The organism is Pseudaquidulcibacter saccharophilus (genome assembly GCF_019455445.1).
Taxonomy (GTDB): domain Bacteria; phylum Pseudomonadota; class Alphaproteobacteria; order Caulobacterales; family Aquidulcibacteraceae; genus Pseudaquidulcibacter; species Pseudaquidulcibacter saccharophilus.
In genome coordinates this window covers 188,973-211,867 of record NZ_JAHWUS010000002.1, presented here as the reverse complement: position 1 = coordinate 211,867, position 22,895 = coordinate 188,973, and the positions used below count along the sequence as shown (strand labels likewise).

23 protein-coding genes and 1 tRNA gene are annotated in these 22,895 nt (G+C 41.3%); 11 read left to right on the top strand and 13 right to left on the bottom strand.

Features of this window, described 5'->3' with window-relative positions; translation table 11 throughout:
• Nucleotides 1-146 precede the first annotated feature (146 nt).
• Nucleotides 147-1,142 carry an RNA methyltransferase gene (locus KXV15_RS06700; protein WP_240007401.1) on the top strand — a complete coding sequence of 332 codons (996 nt, stop codon included), beginning with the start codon at nucleotides 147-149 and terminating at the stop codon, nucleotides 1,140-1,142.
• Nucleotide 1,143: 1 nt separating this feature from the next.
• Here the strand turns inward: KXV15_RS06700 and KXV15_RS06695 are convergent, their stop codons facing one another.
• The 4 genes from KXV15_RS06695 to KXV15_RS06680 all read right to left on the bottom strand — a co-directional run bounded on the left by KXV15_RS06695 (nucleotide 1,144) and on the right by KXV15_RS06680 (nucleotide 4,160).
• Entirely contained in the window at nucleotides 1,144-2,328 is a 1,185-nt protein-coding gene (locus KXV15_RS06695; protein ID WP_240007400.1) for an acyltransferase family protein, read from the bottom strand.
• Between the two features lie 60 nt (nucleotides 2,329-2,388).
• Nucleotides 2,389-3,030 carry a 7-carboxy-7-deazaguanine synthase gene (gene queE / locus KXV15_RS06690; RefSeq protein ID WP_240007399.1) on the bottom strand — a complete coding sequence of 214 codons (642 nt, stop codon included), beginning with the start codon at nucleotides 3,028-3,030 and terminating at the stop codon, nucleotides 2,389-2,391.
• A gap of 154 nt (nucleotides 3,031-3,184) precedes the next feature.
• Nucleotides 3,185-3,886: a 7-cyano-7-deazaguanine synthase QueC gene (queC, locus tag KXV15_RS06685; RefSeq protein ID WP_240007398.1), complete on the bottom strand. Its 702-nt coding sequence runs from the start codon at nucleotides 3,884-3,886 to the stop codon at nucleotides 3,185-3,187.
• Between the two features lie 197 nt (nucleotides 3,887-4,083).
• A tRNA-Met gene (locus KXV15_RS06680) sits at nucleotides 4,084-4,160 on the bottom strand.
• Between the two features lie 291 nt (nucleotides 4,161-4,451).
• On the opposite strand from KXV15_RS06680, the gene KXV15_RS06675 reads away from it, so the two are divergent.
• The 3 genes from KXV15_RS06675 (at nucleotide 4,452) to KXV15_RS06665 (ending at nucleotide 7,164) form a co-directional block, all read left to right on the top strand.
• Nucleotides 4,452-4,943 carry an Lrp/AsnC family transcriptional regulator gene (locus KXV15_RS06675; protein WP_240007761.1) on the top strand — a complete coding sequence of 164 codons (492 nt, stop codon included), beginning with the start codon at nucleotides 4,452-4,454 and terminating at the stop codon, nucleotides 4,941-4,943.
• 65 nt (nucleotides 4,944-5,008) lie between these two features.
• The gene (locus tag KXV15_RS06670; protein ID WP_240007397.1) at nucleotides 5,009-6,064 is read left to right on the top strand and encodes a DUF898 domain-containing protein; all 1,056 of its coding nucleotides are present in this window, start codon (nucleotides 5,009-5,011) and stop codon (nucleotides 6,062-6,064) included.
• Nucleotides 6,061-7,164, top strand: coding sequence for a M48 family metalloprotease (locus KXV15_RS06665; RefSeq protein WP_240007396.1), 1,104 nt, complete (start codon nucleotides 6,061-6,063; stop codon nucleotides 7,162-7,164). The genes KXV15_RS06670 and KXV15_RS06665 overlap by 4 nt, the downstream gene beginning before the upstream one ends.
• 59 nt (nucleotides 7,165-7,223) lie before the next feature.
• Here KXV15_RS06665 and KXV15_RS06660 read toward each other — a convergent pair whose 3' ends face one another.
• Nucleotides 7,224-7,481, bottom strand: a complete 258-nt coding sequence (locus tag KXV15_RS06660) for a YjhX family toxin (protein WP_240007395.1) — start codon at nucleotides 7,479-7,481, stop codon at nucleotides 7,224-7,226.
• Between the two features lie 242 nt (nucleotides 7,482-7,723).
• On the opposite strand from KXV15_RS06660, the gene KXV15_RS06655 reads away from it, so the two are divergent.
• Nucleotides 7,724-8,989, top strand: coding sequence for a DNA recombination protein RmuC (locus KXV15_RS06655; RefSeq protein WP_240007394.1), 1,266 nt, complete (start codon nucleotides 7,724-7,726; stop codon nucleotides 8,987-8,989).
• Nucleotides 8,990-9,053: 64 nt separating this feature from the next.
• Nucleotides 9,054-9,569 (top strand): hypothetical protein, encoded by a 516-nt coding sequence (locus KXV15_RS06650; protein ID WP_240007393.1) that lies wholly within the window; start codon nucleotides 9,054-9,056, stop codon nucleotides 9,567-9,569.
• Nucleotides 9,570-9,592: 23 nt separating this feature from the next.
• Here KXV15_RS06650 and KXV15_RS06645 read toward each other — a convergent pair whose 3' ends face one another.
• Entirely contained in the window at nucleotides 9,593-10,084 is a 492-nt protein-coding gene (locus KXV15_RS06645; RefSeq protein ID WP_240007392.1) for an Lrp/AsnC family transcriptional regulator, read from the bottom strand.
• A gap of 290 nt (nucleotides 10,085-10,374) precedes the next feature.
• On the opposite strand from KXV15_RS06645, the gene KXV15_RS06640 reads away from it, so the two are divergent.
• A complete protein-coding gene (locus KXV15_RS06640) occupies nucleotides 10,375-11,088 on the top strand; it encodes a dienelactone hydrolase family protein (RefSeq protein ID WP_240007391.1) in 714 nt (237 codons plus the stop codon).
• On the opposite strand, the gene KXV15_RS06635 is transcribed toward KXV15_RS06640, so the two are convergent.
• Nucleotides 11,085-11,558, bottom strand: a complete 474-nt coding sequence (locus KXV15_RS06635) for a cupin domain-containing protein (RefSeq protein ID WP_240007390.1) — start codon at nucleotides 11,556-11,558, stop codon at nucleotides 11,085-11,087. The genes KXV15_RS06640 and KXV15_RS06635 overlap by 4 nt on opposite strands.
• A 98-nt stretch (nucleotides 11,559-11,656) precedes the next feature.
• Between KXV15_RS06635 and KXV15_RS06630 the strand changes: the two genes are divergently transcribed.
• From KXV15_RS06630 to KXV15_RS06615, 4 genes are all read left to right on the top strand, one after another.
• Nucleotides 11,657-13,570, top strand: coding sequence for a CocE/NonD family hydrolase (locus KXV15_RS06630; protein WP_240007389.1), 1,914 nt, complete (start codon nucleotides 11,657-11,659; stop codon nucleotides 13,568-13,570).
• A gap of 83 nt (nucleotides 13,571-13,653) precedes the next feature.
• On the top strand, nucleotides 13,654-14,058 hold the full coding sequence (locus tag KXV15_RS06625; RefSeq protein WP_240007388.1) for a DUF3597 domain-containing protein: 405 nt from the start codon (nucleotides 13,654-13,656) through the stop codon (nucleotides 14,056-14,058).
• A gap of 85 nt (nucleotides 14,059-14,143) precedes the next feature.
• The gene (locus tag KXV15_RS06620) at nucleotides 14,144-15,319 is read left to right on the top strand and encodes a vWA domain-containing protein (protein WP_240007387.1); all 1,176 of its coding nucleotides are present in this window, start codon (nucleotides 14,144-14,146) and stop codon (nucleotides 15,317-15,319) included.
• A 12-nt stretch (nucleotides 15,320-15,331) separates the two neighbouring features.
• Complete coding sequence (locus KXV15_RS06615; RefSeq protein ID WP_240007386.1) at nucleotides 15,332-16,714, top strand: FAD-binding oxidoreductase; 1,383 nt, start codon at nucleotides 15,332-15,334, stop codon at nucleotides 16,712-16,714.
• On the opposite strand, the gene KXV15_RS06610 is transcribed toward KXV15_RS06615, so the two are convergent.
• The 6 genes from KXV15_RS06610 to KXV15_RS06585 all read right to left on the bottom strand — a co-directional run bounded on the left by KXV15_RS06610 (nucleotide 16,711) and on the right by KXV15_RS06585 (nucleotide 22,839).
• Nucleotides 16,711-18,255 carry an amidase gene (locus KXV15_RS06610; RefSeq protein ID WP_240007385.1) on the bottom strand — a complete coding sequence of 515 codons (1,545 nt, stop codon included), beginning with the start codon at nucleotides 18,253-18,255 and terminating at the stop codon, nucleotides 16,711-16,713. The two genes, KXV15_RS06615 and KXV15_RS06610, sit on opposite strands and share 4 nt — an antisense overlap.
• Before the next feature lie 20 nt (nucleotides 18,256-18,275).
• Nucleotides 18,276-19,022 (bottom strand): proteasome-type protease, encoded by a 747-nt coding sequence (locus KXV15_RS06605; protein ID WP_240007384.1) that lies wholly within the window; start codon nucleotides 19,020-19,022, stop codon nucleotides 18,276-18,278.
• A 114-nt stretch (nucleotides 19,023-19,136) separates the two neighbouring features.
• Nucleotides 19,137-19,967, bottom strand: a complete 831-nt coding sequence (locus tag KXV15_RS06600) for a transglutaminase family protein (RefSeq protein WP_240007383.1) — start codon at nucleotides 19,965-19,967, stop codon at nucleotides 19,137-19,139.
• A 6-nt stretch (nucleotides 19,968-19,973) separates the two neighbouring features.
• On the bottom strand, nucleotides 19,974-20,906 hold the full coding sequence (locus tag KXV15_RS06595) for an alpha-E domain-containing protein (protein WP_240007382.1): 933 nt from the start codon (nucleotides 20,904-20,906) through the stop codon (nucleotides 19,974-19,976).
• Nucleotides 20,907-22,358 (bottom strand): circularly permuted type 2 ATP-grasp protein, encoded by a 1,452-nt coding sequence (locus KXV15_RS06590; protein WP_240007381.1) that lies wholly within the window; start codon nucleotides 22,356-22,358, stop codon nucleotides 20,907-20,909.
• A gap of 157 nt (nucleotides 22,359-22,515) precedes the next feature.
• Complete coding sequence (locus KXV15_RS06585; protein ID WP_240007380.1) at nucleotides 22,516-22,839, bottom strand: ArsR/SmtB family transcription factor; 324 nt, start codon at nucleotides 22,837-22,839, stop codon at nucleotides 22,516-22,518.
• Nucleotides 22,840-22,895: the final 56 nt, after the last annotated feature.

Sequence of the window (22,895 nt, the reverse complement as noted above, 5' to 3'; positions counted from 1 at the left end):
ATATTACTTATGATTTTAACATAGTGTATATTTTAAACCCCGACATTTGCAAACAGTCAAGGTTGTATAACATTCAATCATTACTCTATAATTGCTTTATTACATTGTTAGTTGCAATTATGATTTTTAAATAATAAATCACATGAATGACCACTTCTAAGCCCCTTCCCTCCAATGCTGATCGTGCGGCATTGCCGCCACCGCCCCCTGCCCCTGCTATTGCACTTATAAAGCCGCAGATGGGGGAAAATATTGGTGCGGCGGCGCGCGCAATGGCAAATTTCGGCTTATCTGAACTAATCATTGTTAATCCGCGTGACGGCTTCCCGAATGAAAAGGCCACTGCGGTTTCAGCGGGGGCAAGCTGGATTTTGGATGATGCAAGGCTTTGCAACACCACGTCAGAAGCAACCCAAGACAAGACAATTATTTTCGCCACCTCTGGCACACCGCGCCAATTAGACAAGCCATTAATTAGCCCATCCGAAGCAGTAAAACTTATTTCACAGGCAATAAAAGACGGACATAGGCCGGTGGTGCTATTTGGTAATGAGCGGCTTGGGCTTGATCAAATTGATTTAATCTCCGCCGATTATATAGTTACCTATCCGACCGATTTTAAATTCCCAAGCCTTAATTTGGCGCAATCTGTTGCGGTATTCTCATATCTTTGGGCGGTCCGTGATGGCGATAAAATGCCAGATGGTTGGAATATAGCAAGCCATGAAGCCGCACCACGTAAATATTTTGAGAATTTGTTTGATTTTTTAATTTCCGAACTTGATGAAATTGGTTTCTTTTGGCCCGCTGATCGGCGTGAAAACATGGTTGAAACCTTGAAGAATTCATTAGTGCGCGCGCAATTTTCGGAAAGTGAAATCAATTTATTTCGCGGCGCATTGCGTGTAATTGCCGAAGGGCCAAGACGGCGTTTTGAAGAATTAAGACGCGCCGAATTAAAAGAAAAAATCCGCAATATTTTTAATGATGCAAAACAAAACGGCAGCCTGTTTTTTGAAAACAAACTGCCGAATGATGCAGATATCAAAGAAATTATTATCGAAGGCAAAAAAGCAATTTTAATCTATTCGCAAACAGATAAAATCAAATATATTTCAATTGAAACCGATAGAATTGAATGAGTTAGGCCGCATTTTCAACCGGTTTTAATGACTTTTTTCCCTTTTTTATCCATGACGGGGTATGGGTGCGCATAAAATTACGCACTGGTTTTTCAAATAATTCATGGGCAGTGATTGCGGCAATCAAACTAAGCGTCATACCAGCAAAGAAACAAATATAATGATGTTTTTCATGGAATGCGGTCGCAAATTTCATAATCCCTTTACAAGTCAAAATATCGACCGGCAAGTGAACCATATACATTGCAAAGCTAACCTCGCCTAAGTAAACCCAAACCTTGTTAGAGCAAATGCCGCCATTTTCATATTTTGAAGTTTCGGCAAAAAAGAATACAATCGCCGCAAGCGTAAACCAAATCATCATTGGCGATTTAAAAATAGTCATTGCCACAAAAAGCATTAGGAATGACGCAAACACCCCTGCATAAGCGGCCTTTTGGCCAAGGCGAATATCGCGGCCAACAAACCACAACATAACACCCGCCATAAATGCCGGGATAATGCGCAAAATACCACCTTCCCAAGTCATATTTGTAAGCTCCATCTTACCAATTAGCGCAGTAAGAATATAAATCGCCACAAACAATGCAGATACGGCAAACAAACCACCAATCTTAGAATTTTTGAATTTTGATGCCAAATAAAATGAAATTGGGAAAGTTAAATACGCAAACCATTCCGCAGAAATTGACCATGATGGGAAGTTCCAACCATCGGAATTAACAAAGCCCCAAGCCTGTAACAATGCGATATGAAATGGAATTTGGCTTACATCAAATGCAGAGGCATCATAAGTAAAACCGAGTTTTGAACCAACAATCCAAAGACCAATCATCACACTTAGCATAAGGATATGTAATGGATAAATACGGGCAAGACGCGCCCAAATGAACCCCTTATGGCTATAATTTTTTGCCTCAACCTGTGGGCCATAAACATGCGCAAGCACGAAACCAGATAGGATAAAGAATAAATCGACCCCCATATAGCCAAAAGCAACAACATCTGGAACCGCGCCTTCTAAACCCAACCGTTTCCAGAAAAAATAAATCAACAACCACGAAGCAGCGATAAAGCGCAGCCCTGTAAGTGGTTTTATGTCATTTGGGTATTCCATATTATTATTTCTCCCGCCCCAAAATGGCGCAATTTGGTTAATCTCATTTAATTCGGATTCATTACGCAATTAGGGTGCCATAATCCCCCTTTGTAACAGGGGTTATTAACATAATCTAATTTAATTTGGTTAAGGAATATTGATAATTTTGTGGGTTTGCAAACTTAATGACCATTTGGGATTGGTCTGGCAAAAAACCACACATTTAATCAAATTCTCTTCATAATTTTCGTTATCCATTGGCTGAATAAAGAAATTTTGAAAGTCCAAACTTTCAAATTGCTGTGGTTCAAACCCTTCTTGCGGATAAACGAATTTTAGTTCGCTGCCAGAAGTTTGCAAAATCGGCGCACCTTTTTTTGGGCTAATACAAATCCAATCAATACCAATTGGTGCCTTTATTGTGCCATTGGATTCAATGGCGATGGTAAAACCTTTTTGGTGAAGCGCATCAATAAACGGCGCATCAATTTGCAACAACGGCTCCCCACCGGTGCAAACAATATATTTTCTGTTTTGATTTTCTGTATGGTCGCACCATATCTTATCGACAAGATTGGCAACCATTTCGGCGGTTTCATATTTACCGCCGTTTTCACCATCCGTGCCGACAAAATCCGTATCGCAAAATTGGCAGATTGCTTTGTACCTGTCTTCTTCACGCCCGGTCCAAAGGTTACATCCAGCAAAGCGCAAGAAGATCGCGGCGCGCCCTGAATGCGCACCTTCCCCTTGGAGGGTGAAAAAGATTTCTTTAATTGAATATGTCATGGCGTTCAGCCCCGCCACTCTTGATAACCATTTGCCCGCAGCTCACACGCCGGAAAATCTTTATCGCTCACGGCTAATTTTGCCTTGCAAAATGCCTGCGCGGGCGCGGCGGACACCCGCCGGCGACCCGTGGTCGCTGGTCGTTCCATTGCCTTTACCCCATCCATTCAGAATATCCATTTGCACGCAGCTCACACGCCGGACATGTACCGCATCCATAGCCCCAATCATGCCGATGCGTACGATCACCAAGATAGCATGTATGTGTATGCTCAATAACTAAATCAACAAATTGTTGCCCGCCAAGGTCAAACGCCATTTTCCATGTCTGGGCCTTATTAATGTGCATTAATGGCGTATGGATAAGGTAATTTTGCTCTAGGCCAAGCGACAAGGTTCTGGCCGATGAATCAATCGTATGGCGACGGCAATCAGGATAGCCAGAAAAATCGGTTTCACACATTCCACCGACCAAATCATAAATTGCACGGCGATAACTTAAGGCACCTGCAAGGTCGATAAAAAGCAAATTTCTTGCCGGAACAAAACTGGTTGGCAAACCATTTTCGCCATAAGTTATTTCAGCTTCTTTGGTTAAGGCACAATCAGATATTTGACCCAATACAGGAATATCGAGAACAAAATCTTCACCCAATATATCATTCCAATGCGGGTATAATTTGCGCATTTCGGCAAGGACAATTTTGCGCTGTTCAAGTTCTACTGAATGGCGTTGTCCGTAATCGAAGCCAATAGTTTCAACAGATTCAAAATTTTCAAGCGCCCACGCAAGGCAGGTAGCACTGTCTTGACCACCCGAAAACATTACCAAGGCTTTTCTATCTTTTTTATCCATGTCGCATCTATTTAGCTAATTACAAAATCGGCAATTAGCATTAATCAGTTGCAATTAAAAGACTAAGTAACTCATATGCCGCAGGGCAATATGACAATGACCAATATTTAGTAATTTTGTTATTTTTATGCTTTAGATATTGTCTTTCAATCAAGACTTAATCTGTTCTAAAGCCCCACAATTATTTTGTGGGAAAGTGGTGGCGGGGGAGAGACTTGAACTCTCGACCTCACGATTATGAGTCGTGCGCTCTAACCAGCTGAGCTACCCAGCCACGTTGGTTTCGAGCCGAGGGCTTTATTACAGCTTTCATTTTGTGGCAAGTAACAAATCACATTTATGCTGCAAATGATTTTTTATATAGCAACAACCACTCAAACAATTATAAATTTTAATATTAGCTATTTTTACAACCTTACTTTGGTCTAGTTTTATTGCTTTGCGTCCGCAAATATAAACAAATACTTGCCCTATATATGTAATTATGCAAAAATAATTGAAATTTTTAACTAATTTCTCTGGACTTTATCGAATATTATACCTATTGGGATTTTTATTAGGGGGTATATTAATGGAATTAGATGCAATTGATTTCCGCATTCTGGAGCTTATCCAAGACGACGCGGCGCTATCCGTGGCTGAAATCGCCGACAGAATTGGACTGTCTTCTTCACCATGTTGGAGACGAATCAAGAGACTTGAAGAAATTGGCGTAATCCAAAAGCGCGTTACTTTGTTAAACCGTGAAGAATTGGGTCTTGATTTCGAAGTTATGGCATCGGTAAAACTTGCATTGCCTACCCGTGAAAATCTTGAGAAATTCGAGGAAGAAATCGCTGGCTGGCCAGAAGTTGTTGATTGTGCAACTGTCACTGGCGCGGTTGATTACATGATGCGTATCGTAACCTCTGACATGCACGCCTATGACGCATTTTTACGTGATAAATTGCTTGGCATTGGCCTTGTATCCGATGTTCAATCACGAATTGTTATTCGAATTGCAAAACGTACAAGCGCTATTCCACTAGATAATAGCAAATTGAATGTAAAAAAATAATTACATAGCAATAATTTTATTGACCTCTACCTTAGATACATATACCCCTTTAACTAGGGGGTATTATGGAAATTACAACCGACACTTCTTTTGAATGCATCAAACCATTAGCCAAGCGTAATATATTATATAATATTGCCTCTGCGACATTGTACAGGTTTTGGGCGCGCGCCAATATAAGAGGCTTTCTATGGGGCTCAACACGCCTTGATGGAGAGCCATTTCAATACAAAGGGACTGGCGATGAATTATTCAAAGGTTTTGGCATTGCATTGTTCATGATATTTGGGCCAATTTGGCTGGTATCAAAATTATCACAAATAGCTTTAAACCCTTTAATTTATAGCTTCATCGCACTTTTCCTGTATCTATTATTGTCATTTATTTCTGGAATTGGGATTTGGCGCGCCCGTGCATATATTTTGGATAGAACATATTGGAAAGGTATAAATTTTTCCCTTTCCAAGAGCGCAATTGGTTTTGCACTCCGTTTTCTTGGTCACAACATTCTATTAGCGCTTACATTTGGTTGGTGGCACCCCAAAATGCGCATATCTGTGGCAAGAAGAGTTTGGCAAAACACAAAGTGGGGCAACATAAGTTTTTGTTTCGAGAATAAAAGCACTAATTTATATCCTGAATTTGCACTCGGATGGTTTTCAACATTAATACTAATTACCTTATGGAACTTTTTGCTAAAATATTTGGGCGTCTTCGATCTTATCCGCAATTCTCAATTTTATACATTAGTTTTTGGGTATGCAAACTTTGCGATGAGTTGGATATTTTTAGTAACCGCAATGGCTTTTTATCGCGCAAAAGCATTACAAGAAATTGCAAACCGTATTTCAATTAATGGCTGCATCATCAGGCTTGAGATTACGGCAAGAGGATTTCTTTTTGTTACCCTTAAAAACGCAATTTTGATGACCGTATCTCTCGGGCTTTTAGCCCCTTTTACGGCCTCATTTTATTGGAAATACATCATCGATAATCTTGAGATTGATATCCCCCCTGAAAATCTTGATGCAATCTTTGAACATAATGAAGAGATAAGCGCAAGGGCTGAAGGAATATCTGACACTTGGGAACTTCCATATTTTGATATGAGCCCGATATGATGGAACATGATATTATTTATTATGACGGCAGCCAAGCGACAGGACGATTAGTTCGCCTAGCGTTAATGGATGATTTGATAAAAGTATATGATTATGAAGAAAACTACTTATCATCATATTATTACGAGGAATTGCAAAGGGATTTTTTCTGTGAAAGAGATGATGAGTTTAGGATAAGTCTTTCAAAGACTTCTTACATTATAACAAATAAAGATAGTCAAATACTTCAAACAATCTCCACCAAAGCGCCACAAATAAAAAACACACATGAAATCAATAAACTAATCAAAAATAAAATCACCAAGATTAGTATTATTGCATGGGTTGTAATAATTGGCTCGTTAACTGTTTGGCCTGTTATTACTCCAAGCATTGCAAAGATGATACCCTTCAAAAGCGAAGATAAAATATCCGCGCAAGCAATTAATTATATTGTAAAGGGGCGCGATCTTCCCGATGAAGATACAAGAAACGAAGACAAGGCCACCATTTTTAAAATTTTTGCTTGGACACGTGAACTAGGCAATAGAGCCGGCATTAATGATCCAATTGACATTTATTTCGTTCGTGGTGGACCAATAAATGCAGTCACCCTTCCTGCAAATAAAATAGTTGTATTCTGTTCACTTGCTAGAAAACTAACGGGTGACGAATTATCAATGGTTATTACTCATGAAATTAGCCATGCAAAAAACCGTGATCCAATGACTTCTTTGATACAGAAAACCGGATTTGATGCATTATTTGGTGGTTTATCAACTGGCGATACTGCAACCAAGATTACTTTAGCCCAAAAAATGATGGATTACGGGTATAGCAGAAAGGTTGAAAGCAGGGCTGACAGAGAAGCAATCGAACTATTACTTTCAAGCGGCTATTCGGCGGATGGTGCCAGAACCTCATTTAAAAAATTACATAAATTATCTAATTTGAGGGATAATGCATTGGATGAAATAGTATCAACTCATCCGTCATATATTACAAGAACCAATGATGCACTAAAAATAATTGGCAACCGAACTGGTATATCAGCAATAACAGAAGCCGACATGTCTAACTTGCGTAACGCATGTAAGTTCAATGCAAATAGCGAAGATTAATAACCAAAAAAATTTAAAATAAAAATTACGCCACCAGAATAATCTGGTGGCGCCTTAATTTATCTATTGTCCAATTGCGCCCTAACAGTCCTTAGACCATCAGAATTAATTGAATATGGCTCTCCATTTTTGGATTTTATAAGACCTTTTTGTCTTAATTTTTGAAAGACATATAATGTGCAATCTGCCAAAATAAGGCCTTCGCGCGTATAACATATTACTTTATTTATGTTTTTTGAATTTTCGCGAAAGTGCGCAATGCGCCCACCTTTTGCGAGCACGTGCAAAGTCCGTTGTTCGGACCGTGATATATTCATTTTAGGATTTCCGATTAAATAACCAAATAATTGCGGGGGCAATTAGCCGCCGCATCACGAAACCACAACAAAAGGCCCTATAAACAAGGGCAATGTGGTTATTTGGTTACTACAATCTCAGACATAAAACTCTCAATAATTTGGCTTTATATAGACGAAAAGCGCGTTAATTGCAATTCTTATAACATATGCCCATATTTGTCGTACACATGTGCCACAATCCTACAAAAGGGGTTATTTAATTGTCAAACGTCGCATCACCAGACCTAATAATTATAATTGCAATTCTTACTGCTATATTTGCCCTTGGCGCATTAATATTCGGCTATCTAGGTTTTGAATCAGCCAATAAGGCACAAATAAAAATAAATTACCGCCTTGAGGTTTTGGAAAATGGCCTAAAGCATTTTCTTGGCAATTCATTTGAAGAAATGCGGGCATTGCGCAGTGAATTATCCGGTGGGTTTCGTGATTTTCGCAATGAAAGCAATAATAAACTCCAAGGGCTAATTGATAAAAATGATGCAAATTCAAAGGCATTGCTTGAAACCTTAATTACAAGCCTTGATAAATTGCGCGAAGGTAATGAGCAAAAATTAGAACAAATGCGCGCAACAGTTGATGAAAAACTTCAAGGGACCTTGACTGAACGCCTTGGCGAAGGTTTTAAACAGGTTTCAGATCATCTTGAAAAAGTTCATAAAGGCCTTGGCGAAATGCAAAACCTTGCCACCGGGGTTGGTGATTTAAAACGTGTGCTTACAAACGTTAAATCACGCGGCACTTGGGGCGAGGTTCAGCTTGAGATGCTACTCCAAGATATTTTAACCCCAAACCAATTTGACAAGAATGTTCGCATCAACCCCGCCTCTAGTGAATTGGTGGAATTTGCGGTTAGATTACCTGGTAAAGAACAAGACAGCCCCGTTTTTCTTGCCATTGATGCCAAGTTTCCGCAAGAAGATTACGAACGCCTTGCCAAAGCACAAGATGACGGCAATGCCGAAGCCGTTGATCTTCAAAGTGCTAATCTTGAAAAAGTAATTAAAAAACAGGCAAAAGATATTCAGGATAAATATATCTTTCCACCCTATTCAACCGATTTTGCGATTATGTATCTGCCGACTGAAGGGCTTTTTGCCGAAATCATACGCCGCCCCGGCCTTGTACAGGAAATACAATCAAAAAACCGCGTTGTAATCACTGGCCCAACCACATTGGCGGCGTTGTTAAACAGTTTGCAAATGGGTTTCAGAACCTTGGCAATTGAGAAACGCTCATCCGAAGTATGGAAGATTTTGGAAGCTGCAAAGCGTGAGTTTAACAATTATGGCGGCGTTATGGATAAACTTAGAAAGCAATTAGACACCGCCCAAAAAACTGTAACCGAGGCCGAAACCCGCACGCGCGCCATTAATCGCAGCTTAAAGAATGTTGATGCCGAACAAATTCCCGCCACCAAAGCAAATATGATTTCGATTACCGACTTGCTTGATGATGATGAGTAGTCAAAATCAACATATTTAAAATGTCGTTTTCATATGATATGTTTCATTATATCAGGGGGCTAGTATGAAAAAATCCGCGATTAAAATTATGTTATTGGGGCTGATGTTGGGGTTATCGCCAAACCTTGGCAATGCCCAAAGCCCAAATTCATCACCAGAAGCAAAAACATTATATGAAATTGAACAGGCATTGTATGGTTTATCCCAAGCTCGTGACTGGGGTGTATATGCAGACAAATTGGTATCAACCTGCAATTTGGTAAAATCCGCAGAATTATCAACAAACCGCCCCGCATGGTTAAAAGATATTGTTGTAAATTATTGCGAATATTCCAATGAATTCAACAAAAAGTTCAAACTAAAGAAAAGCGGCGATAGCCATAAATATTGCAAACCACTAAACGCAATGAATGAACAACTAAAAACCGCGTTCCAAGAACACTATAATGAATATAGAGAGCGTATAGATTACGCCCAATTACGTGCCGAAAGATCATTACAATATAAAAACTATATCAATAGCGACAAGCAAGGCTGGTATGGTTGGAAAACCTATAATTTTGATTGCTCGGGAAAATAAAGCCCTAATTGTTATGATGATTTTTAATCGTCTTCAGGTTCAGGAACCGCAAGAACCGTTGTGTTTTTAATGGTTTCCATAACAAAGCGTGATGAAACATTTTTCAAAGGCACATTTTCAATCAAGCCTTTGTAAAATTTATCATATGACGCCATGTCTTCGACAATTAATTTCAAAACATAATCAACATCGCCAGCCATGCGCAATACATCAACCACCTGCGGGTGCTTGGTGACGTAATTGGTAAATTTGGCAAGCCAATTTGCGGTATGTTCATTGGCCTCAATTGCAACCACAACCGTTAAATTTAGGCCGATTGCCTTGGGGTCAACAATTGCAACCCGCTTTTGAATAACACCATTTTGCTCAAGCTTTTGGACACGTTGCCAGCATGGGGTTTGTGAAAGACCGGCCTTCTTTGCAAGCTCAGCAATAGGTATATCGGCACGTTCCATAAGTGCCTTTATTATTCTACGGTCAATTTTATCAAGACTACCTGCTTTACGTGCGCCCATGGTACAAAACCCTCTAAATGCGAATATAATTCCTTTATAGCGACAAATTAACCTATAAAAAAGAATTATATTCTTGTAAATATGTAAATTATGGCGTCAGTCGGTATTACACCATCTTTCAACTTGTTAAAGGCAACATGCCAAACAATTAATCTTAATCCCTAGATATTTGCAGAATTATTTTCTGTTAGGCGTATAAAAATATATCTCGTAAGTTTTGTCACCTTAAAAAATTAGCCTTGAACAAGCCACAATAATTTAATATCAATTGCCAAACAAAGGGATTTATTATGACCGAGATTTTCCAAGACTATAAGGGTGGCGACATTACTTCAGAAGCATTCATTGCGTATGAAGGAGAAGGCAAAAAACCTGCCGTATTAATATCTCATGCTTGGGCTGGGCAAGGTGATTTTGACCAGAACATCGCAAGAAATCTCGCAAAACTTGGGTATGTAGGTATCGCAATTGACGTTTATGGCAAAGGCGTTCGCGGCAATCCAGCCGGCGATAATTCCCATCTTATGATGCCGTTGGTTGAAGATCGCGCCAAGCTTTTGGGTCGTTTAACAGGTGCATTAAATTTTGCCCAAGGGCTAAACATTGTCGATAAAAACAAAATCGCAATCATCGGTTTTTGCTTTGGTGGTATGTGCGCGATGGATTTAGCGCGCTCTGGCACCGATGAAATCAAAGCCGCCATTAGCTTCCACGGGCTTTTCTATCCCAACGGCCTTGATAATGAGGGGGATATCAAAGCCAAAGTTCTTGCTTGTCATGGATTTAACGACCCCCTCGCCTTGCCTGATGCGATGGTTGATTGGTGCAAAGAAATGACCTCGCGCAATGCCGATTGGCAACTTCACGCCTTTGGCGGCACATCACACGCCTTTACCAACCCGCACGCCAAAAACCATGACGCCGGATTGGTTTATAATGAAAAAAGTGCAAAGCGCGCCTTTGCATTAATGGAAGCACATTTAAAAGAAGCATTTGCGGATTAATATGGCGTGCCATCTTTGTGGTTAAAAACCCAATTACCGTCTGCATTTTTGTGGGCGGTAATATCATCATCGGGGTAAGAAGCACTGTCATTTGCATCACGATTACCAATTTCAAGATAAACGACATCCTTATCGCTTTTATTCATAAGCTGGTGGGTATTGCCGCCGGCTGGAAAACCCGCACACATTCCTTTGGATAAAACATGCTCACCATCGTCGGTTTTTAATACTGCTTCACCCTCTAGGATATAGATAAATTCTTCTTCATGGCTGTGGGCGTGAAAAAGTGCAGATATGCCACCTGGCTTTATTATTGTCTGATTAACACCAAATTTTGAAAGCCCAAAATAGTCGCCCAACCTTCTTTTTTCGCGTAATTTCATCATCGAATAAAATGGTTCAGGATAAAGTGAAACCTTAGAATTTGGTGCGATATCCACCGCTTTTGCAAAAACATTCTTCTTATTCATAAAAACCATCCAAAATTATGCCAAGGTAACTTTATTTTTGTTCAAAACATTCTAAACCTTGGTTTCACCAAATTCTATCATGCGGAGAAATAATCATCATGTCTAAAAACATAACATTAAAGGCGGCTTTTGCAATATCATTCGGGGTCGGTTTATTACCGCTTGTTGCCATTGCACAAAATGCACCGACGGCCGTAACGCCAATGACGCCTGAAATGTATCCAGACTATGATTTCACCCGCCCCGAAGCCGATTATATTAAACGCGTTGAAATGGTGCCAATGCGCGATGGCGTAAAACTTTATACGGTGATTGTAATGAAGAAGGATGCAAAAAATGCGCCTATTTTATTATCTCGTACGCCATATAACGCCCGCAGAATGGCATCACGCAATGTTTCATTAAAAGCCAGTGAAATTTTGCCAGTTATGGATAAGGAATTTATCGAAGATAATTATATCCGCGTTTATCAAGATATACGTGGCAGAAATGGTTCAGAAGGCGAAATGATTATGAACCGCCCAATTGTCGGCGAGTTAAACAAAACCGGCATCGATGAATCAACTGATGCCTATGATACAATTGATTGGTTGGTTAAAAACGTCAAGGAATCAAATGGCAAGGTTGGCATTACGGGATCTAGCTACCTTGGCTTCACTTCATTTGTTGCCACAATAAACCCACACCCTGCCCTAAAGGCCTCTGTTCCGCAAAGCCCGATGGTTGATGGCTGGATGGGCGATGATTGGTTCCATAATGGTGCATTCCGCCAAAATACATTTGATTATGTCACCGCAATGACCACCAATAAAGGCGATAATGATGATGTTCCCAATGGTGGCGGTGATGAATATTTAAAATTTCTCTCTGCGGGATCTGCCGGTGACTATGCCCGTAAATGGGGAATTGAAAAATATCCGTTCGCCCAAAAACTAATGCAGAACCCAGCTTATAGCGACTTCTGGTCAAAACAAGCTGTCGATAAATGGGCAAAGGATATGCCATTAAAAGTTCCAACCATGCTTGTGGTTGGGCAATGGGATCAGGAAGATTCATATGGCGCACCAAAACTATATGAAACCCTTGAACCAAAAGACAAAAATAACGACAAATTATATTTGGTAATTGGCCCATGGCGCCATTCCCAAGTTAATTATGACGCCTATAACCTTGGGCCATTCAAATGGAAGGGCGACACGGCAACCGAATGGCGCGTAAAATATATGAAGCCATTCCTAGACCATTATTTGAAAGACGCACCCGACCCCAAAACCCCACCTGTCCTAACCTATGCAACCGGTAAAGATGAGTGGCAGGAAACCAAGGATTGGAATAAAACTCCTAAAACCCCACTTTATTTGAATGTAAACAATAGCCTAAGCTTTAGTGCGCCGGCACAAAGCGGTGATGTTGAATATATTTCCGACCCCGCAAAACCAATTCCCTTTGTTATGCGTCCGGTAAATTCACGCGATGCAAATCAGTGGAAACCATGGCTAGTTAGCGACCAAAGACCATATTCAGATCGCCCTGACGTTGCGGTTTTTGAAAGCCCCGTCCTTGATAAAGATATTCATATTATGGGGCAACCGATGGTCGATTTATTTGCATCAACCAGCGGAACCGATGGCGATTATGTTGTTAAACTTATCGATGTTTACCCTGAAGAAGATACAATGCACCCAGAATTACAAGGCTATCAGCTTGCAGTTGGTTTGGAAATCTTCCGTGGGCGCTATGTTGATAGTTTTGCGGCACCACGTGCATTAAAAGCCGACCAAATTGAACATTTTAAATTCGGCCTGCCAAATGCAAACCACGTATTTAAAAAAGGTCATAAAATAATGGTACAAGTACAATCAAGCTTGTTCCCACTTTATGATCGCAATCCGCAAACCTTTGTGCCAAATATTTTCAATGCAAAACCAGAGGATTATAAAAAAGCGGAAATAAAAGTTCACTTTGCGCCAAATATGGGAAGTGCGATTTACTTACCGATTGTGGACAAATAATTGGTTTAAATTATTTTTACTTGTCGCAATATTGCAATCAATTTAATTTACATTCCGAGGGATGCAAACCAACGGAGTAAAAAATGGGAATATTCTCAAAAATTAAAGACGCAATATTTGGACACAAAGCACAAGCAGCACCTGCACCTGCACCGGCTCCGCAGGCTGCTGCACCTGCGCCAGTTGAAACACCTATTGCGCAAACAGCTGCACCGCAACCAGTTGCGATTGATGCGGTCGATGTCGCCGCCATACTTGATAATTTGGCAAGCAATAATAGCCAAAAATTAAATTGGAAAGTTTCAATTGTCGATTTGATGAAATTACTTGGACTTGATTCAAGCCTTGAAAATCGCAAAGAGCTTGCCGGCGAGCTTGGCTTTACTGGTGACACAAACGACAGCGCATCAATGAATATTTGGCTTCATAAAGCGGTTATGAATGAACTTGCCAAAAATGGTGGCGTTGTTCCAGATGATTTGAAATAAATCACCAATTCAAAAATAATTTACGGGGGCTTTTGCCCCCGTTTTTATTTCTTGCACAAAATGCAAACAAATGTAAATTTACGTTATGTTGCTTAAATTCTTTTATGCCCTAAGGGATGCAAAAATTCCCGTTTCTCTCAAAGAATATTTGATGCTGCTTGAAGGTCTTGAAAAAGAAGTTATCCCAACACGCCTTGAAGATTTTTATTATTTTGCCCGAACATCACTCATCAAGGACGAACGTAATCTTGATAAATTTGATTTGATATTTGGCAAAACTTTTAAAGGCCTTGAAGGCATTAATGGCGAAATATCCGCCGAAATCCCTGACGAATGGCTAAATGCCCTCGCCCAAAAATATCTGACGGAAGAAGAGAAAAAACAAATCGAGGCATTGGGTGGTTTTGACAAATTAATGGAAACCTTAAAACAACGCCTTGAAGAGCAAAAGGAAAAGCATCAAGGCGGCAATAAATGGATTGGTACGGGCGGCACATCACCATTCGGGCATTCTGGCTATAACCCCGAAGGCATAAGAATTGGCGGCCAAAGCACCCACCGCCGCGCCGTAAAAGTTTGGGAAAAACGGGAATTTAAAGATTTAAATGATGATGTCGAAATCGGCACGCGTAACATCAAAGTTGCCCTTAAACGTCTGCGCAAATGGGCGCGCATGGGCGCTGCTGACGAATTGGACCTGGCCGGCACAATAAACAAAACTGCAAAGGATGGCTATCTTGATGTCGTTCTTCGTCCGGAACGCCGCAATAATGTCAAGGTTTTGGCATTGTTCGATATTGGTGGCTCGATGGATGATCACATAAAAGTTTGCGAAGAATTATTTTCCGCCTCAAAATCCGAATTCAAACATTTTGAACATTATTATTTCCATAATTGCCTATATGAAACACTATGGCACAAAAATAACCGTCGCAATACCGAACGCATTGATACATATGATGTTTTGCATAAATATTCCGGCGATTATAAAGTGGTTGTGGTTGGTGATGCCGCCATGTCGCCCTATGAAATTGCAATGAAGGGTGGCTCGGTTGAGCATTGGAATGAAGAAGCCGGCGCAGTATGGCTTGAACGCTTGGTAAATCAATTCCCACACCTTATATGGATAAATCCTGTGCGGCCTGATTATTGGCATTATAGCGCATCAACTGATATGATACGGCAAATTATTGGCCCCCATCGCATGTTTCCCATGACGTTAGAGGGGCTTGATAATGCCATGAAAGAATTGAATAAATAAACGGGAGCAAAAATGACCGAAATCATAAATAAATTCATCGCAATTTGTGGCGAAAGCGGCGTTATTCATGGTGAAGATGTTCAAAAACGCTCTGGCGATTGGTTAAATAAAACCATTTGCAACGCCCTTTGTGTTGTGCGCCCCAAAACCACCGAAGAATTATCGCAAATTATGAAAATTTGTAACGATAATGCAATTGGCGTTGTTGCTTCTGGTGGTTTGACAGGCTTAGTGCACGGCACCGATTGCACCAAAGAGCAGGTTCAAATTTCTTTGGAGCGTATGAACAAAGTTATTTCGGTTGATGAAATCGGTAAAACCATGTTGGTGGAAGCCGGAACACCACTTGAAAAAGTTCATCAAGTCGCATCAGAGCATGATTTAAACTATGCGGTTGATTTGGGTGCACGCGGTTCATGCACAATTGGTGGCAATATTTCGACCAATGCGGGCGGCAATACCGTAATTCGCTACGGTATGACGCGCGAACAAATTTTAGGGATCGAGGCCGTTTTGGCGGATGGCACAATTGTTTCATCACTTAATGGCCTTTTGAAAAACAACACGGGTTATGATTTAAAACAATTATTCATTGGCGCAGAAGGCACATTGGGCATTGTAACCAAGGCGGTTTTACGCCTTCACCCCAAAACCAAATCCAAAAATATGGCGTTTGTTGCGGTTGATGATTTTGCGGCGCTGACCAATATTTTCAAGGCGGCATCAAACGCCTTTGGCGGCAACCTAACCTCATTTGAGGTTTTGTGGGGTGATCATTACCGCCTTTTGACCAAGGATTCAGGTCGTAATCCTGCGCCATTGGCAACAGAACACGCCTATTACGCAATTTTTGAAACCTGGGGGTTAAACCCTGAAAAGGATAAAGAGCATTTTGACGATTGCTTTGCAGAATTTGCCGAAAATGAATTATTGGTCGATGGTGTAATTGCGCAATCCGAAGCACAGGCAAAATCAATCTGGGCAATTCGTGAAGATATTGCAGGTCTATACGAGCTTTTGTCACCATTGGCATTATTTGACGTTTCGATGCCAATTAAGGATATGGATAATTATATCAATGACTTAACACAAAATGTTAAGGAAAAATGGGGCGATATTGCACAGGTTTCAGTTTTCGGTCATTTGGGTGATGGCAACCTTCATATTGCGGTTTCGCCCAAAGTTTGGGAAAACAATACCCACCGCGAAATTGAAGAATTGGTTTACACGCCGCTTAAATCACTTGGTGGTTCTGTCTCTGCCGAGCATGGCATAGGACTTGAAAAGCGCGATTTCCTTCATAATTCGCGAAGTGAGATTGAGCTAAATATCATGCGCTCATTAAAGCAAACACTTGACCCCAAAGGGATATTGAATCCAGGGAAATTGCTTTAATCCAACTTTGGTGGTTGACGCATTTTCCCAAGGTTTTCAAATGCGATACCAAGCGATAAAATGCCCACCTCATCCCATTTTTTGCCAATGAAGGATAAACCAACCGGCATCCCCTGCACCTGCCCCATTGGCACACTAAGGTGCGGGAAGCCCGCCACAGCCGCCATGCCGCTCATGGATTTGCCACTATATTGATCGCCATAAATATCATCAATCAGCCACGCCGGACCATATGATGGACCAATTAGCGCATCGAGCTTGTAGGTTTCAAATAGGATATTTAAATTTGCCCCCGCCAAATCATGCGAACGATTAATTGCGTGGATATATTCGGGTGCATCAAGCCCTGTTGTCGCCTCGGCCTTGATAAAGTCTTCTTGCCCAAAGAATTGCAACTCTTTGTCGGCATTGGCATTATTAAATGCAATCAGATCTTTTAACGTGCGCATTTTTGAATTTGTGGACGCCAAATATTTATTCAAACCATCCTTTAATTCATAATGCAAAACCACGCCTTCGCCCTCATTAACTTGTTGTAGGCGATTGGTGGGAATTTCAATCAATATTGCCCCCGCAGCTTTTAACTTTTCGGCGGTTTTGTTGAATGCGGCATTGGTTTTGGGATTATCACCGATATTATCGCGCAAAATGCCAAGACGCTTGCCAACAAGGCTTGCGCCACCCATTGCCGCCGAATAATCTATTTTATGATTATCCGCATCAATTGTTGCACTATCAAGCGGGTCTGTTCCCGCCATAATGTTGGTCATAATGGCAACATCAATAACATTACGCCCCATTGCGCCCAGCGTGTCTTGAGTTGCCGAAATGGGGATAACATGGGTGCGCGATACAAGGCCGACAGTCGGTTTTAATCCCACCAAGCCATTCATATTAGAAGGGCAAATAATTGATCCATCGGTTTCCGAACCAATACCAATCACCGCAAAAGATGCCGAAACCCCCGCCCCTGTTCCCGATGATGAACCGCAAGTCGTGCGTTTTAAATCATATGGATTATGGGTTTGCCCGCCCAAACCACTCCAACCACTTATGGAGCTATCGCCGCGCATATTAGCCCATTCGGACAAATTGGTCTTGCCAAGGACTATAACACCAGCAGCACGAAGTTTGGCAACCGCAGGATTATCGCGCCCCGTAAAATTATCTTTTAATGCCAATGAACCCGCCGTGGTTGGCATTTTATCCAATGTATCAACATTGTCTTTTACCAGAATTGGAATACCCAACATCGGGCTTTTGACGCCATTTTTGCGGGCGGCATCTGCGGCCTTGGCGGCACTAAGTGCATCTGGGTTTATGTTTAAGACCGCGCCCAATTTGCCATTATATTTCTTTATTCGCTCGAGTGATGCTTGGGTTAATTCGACCGAAGTGAATGCCCCGCTATCCATTGCATTTTCAAGCTCTGGGATTGGCATCTCATTTATAAGCGCTTGGCGCGCCTTATTAATGTCCGCAAATGCAGGCGAAGCAAGCAAGGCAAATGAAGACGCAATTAAAATGGTTTTGGTTTTCATTTGCATGGCCTTTTTAAAAATCATTCAAGTGGTGAAACGAATGGTGGGCGTGGTATTGATGCCTGCGCCTCACGTAATTTAATACCCCATTCGCGTGATAGGGTTTGGAAATAAGGATCGGTTCGTTCAACGCGGTAAAACGCCGGTTTTGAATTTGGAATATTGCGAAGCATCACAATATCAATCGGCAAGCCAACCGCCAAATTAGAGCGCATGGTTGAATCAAATGAAATCAAACCAAGTTTCACCGCTTCATTAAATGGGGTTTCAGAAGTAAGCGCACGGTCAAGAATTGGTTTGCCGTATTTCAATTCACCAATTTGTAGGTATGGCGTTTCACGACCGCATGAAATCGAATTGCCAACATCATAAATCAAAAATAGTTTTAATGCCCCATCGCCAATACGCCCCCCCAAAAGCATGGTTGCGCCAAAGCTTACCCCCTCTGCTTCGTAGCCAGCTTTGATTTGCAATTGGGTTGAACGCAAAACCTTGCCCACAAGTTCGGCGGCGCGAAACATTGTTGGAACGGTTTCAAGGGTTTCAACTTCATCGGTTTCAGGATTTTTGATGCCTTCTTCAAGTTTTGAAAGTGTCGCCTGCGTAACCGAAAGGTTGCCTGCGGTGGCAATTGAAATAAACCTATCTTTGCCTTCAAAAATATGCATTTTCTTGAATGTTGAGACATTATCAATGCCGGCATTGGTGCGCGTGTCGGCCATCATGATTAGCCCCGCATCAATCAACATACCCACGCAATAGGTCATTTTTAGAATTCCCCCCGAATTCAGCGCCCCAAAATCCAAGGCGAAAGAAACAAAGAACCATTGATTCCTTATTTGTCATAACAGAGCAATAGTTAAGTCATAAATCAATCATAATTACTGCGATTGCGACTGAAATTGTAATCCTGCCTTACGAACATTCAAACCGACCGATAATGTTTCTTGTCCGCCTCCATACCTTGCACCCGCAATTGGTGCGGCATCGCGGTAATCAAGACCAATGGCAACTTTTACATAATGCTCATCGGAACAAATACCGTTTGCGGGGTCAAACGCAACCCAACCAAGACCCGATATATAAGTTTCCGCCCATGCGTGGCTTGCCTCTTGTAAATTTGCGCCGTCTTGGCGTAACAAATGCCCAGAAACATAGCGTGACGGCATTCCCAAAAGACGTGAACAGGCAATGAAAATATGGGCATAATCCTGACAGACCCCTGATTTTGCCGCAAATGCTTGCACCGCATCGGTCTGCGCATCGGTCGCCGAAGTATCAAAGCGCATGATTTTATATATTTCACCAAGTAATTGATGCGCTTTTCCCAAATCGTCTTTTTCATTTGCCACAGTGAATGCAAATTCTTTTAATTCAGGGGAAAAACAAGCAAGTGACGTAAAACGTTTATAAACCGCAAGCGGGAAATTTGCGTCCAAATCGGCAATTACACCAGATGTTGAATAGGTATCAACCGAACCAATAACCTCGATTGAAAACTCTTGCACAGGTTCTTCGATTGCCAAGAGATGGCACAAATTTCCATAAGCATCGTAAAAAGGACTAAGTTTGGCATCGCAATCAACATTAATATCCCATGACAAGATATTCTGTACCGAATTTGATTGCGGCGTAAGACGCAAAGTCTGGATAACCATCTTGGTGGGATGGGAAAACGAATATTTGGTTATATGATCAATATCTATATGCATTTTAAATCAGAATAAGAATTGTTCGGCAATTGAATGCCCCAATGAATTATTATCAATTTGAAACTGCACCAAAAATTCATGCAATCCAGATTGGAAGATATTATTTATATTGGTGCCTTTTATTTTATTCTCTATGGCGCGCGCTTTTCTATCCGCCGCACCTGTTCGCCCGTTACTTGAACGAAGTCGTGATAAAATAAGGTTTATTTCAGAAATACAAGCGGCAAGTGAGCGCGGCATTTCTTGTTTTAATATCAAGAGTTCTGCAACATCCCACGCAACAAGCCCTTCACGATAAAGCCACCGATATGCGGTTTCTGCCGAAACGCTTCTTAAAAGTGTTGTCCATTGCGCTTGATCAATTGGTCCGCCAATATGCTCTTTGCTTGGTAAAAGGACGTGATATTTAACGTCCAACAGTCTTGCGGTATTGTCGGCACGTTCCACCGCCGCACCAAGGCGGATGAACCACAGACATTCATTCCGTAGCATTGTCCGGTGTAATGCCCCTTCAAAACCGCGCACTACATCCTCAACCCAGGAAACAAATGTTCCAAAATCATCGTTTTTGACCGCATTTTGAACTTTTTTAAAGTTTAGCCATGCCTCATTTAATTCTTCAAAAACTTCACGGGTTAAAGCGGTACGAACCGCGCGAGCATCGTGGCGCGCCTTGCCAAAGCATGAAATCACAGAGCTTTGGTTACTTTCGTCAAAGCACATGAAATTGATAATTTGCTTACGCTTGGCCTTGGCCTTATCACCCGGATAAATCAAGGTTGCTCCCGATGCCTCAAACGCCGACTGAATACCAGAAGGGCTTTCGCTAAAGGGAAGCATATCAAATTTAAGGCCGGCATCAATTAGGCGCGCAGTAAAGTCTGCACGTTCAATATGGCGACCAATCCAATAAAGTGAAGAAGCAGTTCTTGATAACATCTATTCCTCCACCACTTTTAGATTATTTTCATCAACCACCCATGTATCTTTGGTTCCCCCACCTTGTGATGAGTTGACCACCAACGAGCCTTCGGTCAATGCCACACGTGTAAGACCACCGGGGACGATTTTAACCCCATTTGAACCCGTCAAAATGAATGGACGCAAATCAACGTGACGCGGGCATAACCCTTTTTCAGTTAAGGTTGGGCAGGTTGAAAGCGCCAATGTTGGCTGCGCAATAAAACGATGGGGTTCTTTTAATAGTGCTTTTCTAAAATCTTCAATCTGTGCCTTGGTTGAGGTTGGTCCAACCAACATGCCATAGCCGCCAGATCCATCGACCAACTTCACAACCAATTTATCCAAATTATCATTTACATATTTCAACTTATCAGGCTCACGGCAGCGATAGGTCTCAACATTTGGAATAATAGCATCCTTGCCAGTATAGAATTTGATAATTTCTGGCATATAGGAATAAATCGCCTTATCATCGGCAATTCCTGTTCCTGGGGCATTTACAATCGTTACATTCCCTTGGGCATAGGCATCCATAAGACCCGGCACGCCCAACATGGAATCAGGGTTGAACATTAACGGGTCGATGAAGTCGTCATCAACACGGCGGTAAATAACATCGACTTGTTGTGGCCCCTCGGTGGTTCGCATGAATACCTTGCGATCTTTTACGAATAAATCACTTCCTTCAACCAGTTCTGCACCTGTGCGGTCTGCCAAGAATGAATGTTCATAAAATGCGGAATTATATGGCCCAGGGGTAAGAATAACCACCATTGGATCGGCACTGGCATTTGGTGGCGCAACCGAACGCAAGGTTTCAATCAAATAATCAGTATATTGGCTAACAGGGCGAATCTTATGTTTTTCAATTAATGACGGAAACAATCTTTGCATTGCTTCACGATCTTCAAGCATATAGCTAACACCTGATGGGGTTCTGGCATTATCTTCAAGGACAAAGAATTCATCGGCGCCGGTGCGCACAATATCAATACCCGAAATATGTGACCAAACATCATGTGGCGGCTTGATAACAGTCATTTGCAGGCGATATTGCGGATTTGCATAAATCAAATCTTCAGGCAAAATACCCGCTTTCATGATTTCTTTTTTGCCATATATATCGGAAAGAAACATATTTATGGCATTGGCGCGCTGGATAAGACCTTCTGATAATTTATCCCATTCATCACCGGCAATAATGCGCGGAACAATATCAAACGGAATAATTCTTTCTTCTGCCTCATCATTGGAATAGACAGCAAAAGTGATACCAGTTTTACGGAAAATCTGCTCGGCACTAGCTTGCCGGACAAGCATTTCATCAACAGAAACTTCATCGACCCATTTGGCAAAACTTAAATAGGGTTTGCGAATTGAACGTGTGTTTCCACCGCCCCACATTTCATCAAAGCCAGTTTTTTTCATATGCTCTCAAATTCCTCTCCGAAATCAAATGAAGCATAAATGAAAATATTTGCCGCATAAAAAAGCACATTGCACTTGCAATGTCGCAGCGCAACATTTCAATGCGTAAATATTATGCGTTATTGATTACATTTTAGGCAATACTGTGAAGTGAGTATTAAGTAATACTATAATCATTACTTAAAATCGAATTCAACAAGTTGGGAAATCGTGAATTAATATCGTCAACACGAACTGAATTTATATTTTCAACACCCTGTTTACGAACACTAATAAGCCCACTTTCACGCAGAACCCGAAAATGACCAGATAATGTAGATTTGGCTATATTGGCAAAAGGCGTAACAGCCTGCGTGCAATTAAGCTGACATTTATTTTCATACAAATGCTTCACAATTGCAAAGCGCACAGGGTCACCAAGTGCCGATAAAATATCAGTTATTACCAAATCTTCAGTGCGTGGTTGTTTTTCTTGCCTCATATAAACCTCATAACATAAGGCTTGACATATTTCAATAGTTCGGTAATTACGAACTA

What these genes read in the sequence shown, in the direction of transcription:
- KXV15_RS06700 (WP_240007401.1), top strand. Translation starts at nt 147, where the DNA reads ATGACCACTTCTAAGCCCCTTCCCTCCAATGCTGATCGTGCGGCATTG.
- queE (WP_240007399.1), bottom strand. Translation starts at nt 3,030, where the DNA reads ATGACATATTCAATTAAAGAAATCTTTTTCACCCTCCAAGGGGAAGGT.
- queC (WP_240007398.1), bottom strand. Translation starts at nt 3,886, where the DNA reads ATGGATAAAAAAGATAGAAAAGCCTTGGTAATGTTTTCGGGTGGTCAA.
- KXV15_RS06670 (WP_240007397.1), top strand. Translation starts at nt 5,009, where the DNA reads ATGGAAATTACAACCGACACTTCTTTTGAATGCATCAAACCATTAGCC.
- KXV15_RS06665 (WP_240007396.1), top strand. Translation starts at nt 6,061, where the DNA reads ATGATGGAACATGATATTATTTATTATGACGGCAGCCAAGCGACAGGA.
- KXV15_RS06660 (WP_240007395.1), bottom strand. Translation starts at nt 7,481, where the DNA reads ATGAATATATCACGGTCCGAACAACGGACTTTGCACGTGCTCGCAAAA.
- KXV15_RS06650 (WP_240007393.1), top strand. Translation starts at nt 9,054, where the DNA reads ATGAAAAAATCCGCGATTAAAATTATGTTATTGGGGCTGATGTTGGGG.
- KXV15_RS06645 (WP_240007392.1), bottom strand. Translation starts at nt 10,084, where the DNA reads ATGGGCGCACGTAAAGCAGGTAGTCTTGATAAAATTGACCGTAGAATA.
- KXV15_RS06640 (WP_240007391.1), top strand. Translation starts at nt 10,375, where the DNA reads ATGACCGAGATTTTCCAAGACTATAAGGGTGGCGACATTACTTCAGAA.
- KXV15_RS06635 (WP_240007390.1), bottom strand. Translation starts at nt 11,558, where the DNA reads ATGAATAAGAAGAATGTTTTTGCAAAAGCGGTGGATATCGCACCAAAT.
- KXV15_RS06630 (WP_240007389.1), top strand. Translation starts at nt 11,657, where the DNA reads ATGTCTAAAAACATAACATTAAAGGCGGCTTTTGCAATATCATTCGGG.
- KXV15_RS06625 (WP_240007388.1), top strand. Translation starts at nt 13,654, where the DNA reads ATGGGAATATTCTCAAAAATTAAAGACGCAATATTTGGACACAAAGCA.
- KXV15_RS06620 (WP_240007387.1), top strand. Translation starts at nt 14,144, where the DNA reads ATGTTGCTTAAATTCTTTTATGCCCTAAGGGATGCAAAAATTCCCGTT.
- KXV15_RS06615 (WP_240007386.1), top strand. Translation starts at nt 15,332, where the DNA reads ATGACCGAAATCATAAATAAATTCATCGCAATTTGTGGCGAAAGCGGC.
- KXV15_RS06610 (WP_240007385.1), bottom strand. Translation starts at nt 18,255, where the DNA reads ATGAAAACCAAAACCATTTTAATTGCGTCTTCATTTGCCTTGCTTGCT.
- KXV15_RS06605 (WP_240007384.1), bottom strand. Translation starts at nt 19,022, where the DNA reads ATGACCTATTGCGTGGGTATGTTGATTGATGCGGGGCTAATCATGATG.
- KXV15_RS06600 (WP_240007383.1), bottom strand. Translation starts at nt 19,967, where the DNA reads ATGCATATAGATATTGATCATATAACCAAATATTCGTTTTCCCATCCC.
- KXV15_RS06595 (WP_240007382.1), bottom strand. Translation starts at nt 20,906, where the DNA reads ATGTTATCAAGAACTGCTTCTTCACTTTATTGGATTGGTCGCCATATT.
- KXV15_RS06590 (WP_240007381.1), bottom strand. Translation starts at nt 22,358, where the DNA reads ATGAAAAAAACTGGCTTTGATGAAATGTGGGGCGGTGGAAACACACGT.
- KXV15_RS06585 (WP_240007380.1), bottom strand. Translation starts at nt 22,839, where the DNA reads ATGAGGCAAGAAAAACAACCACGCACTGAAGATTTGGTAATAACTGAT.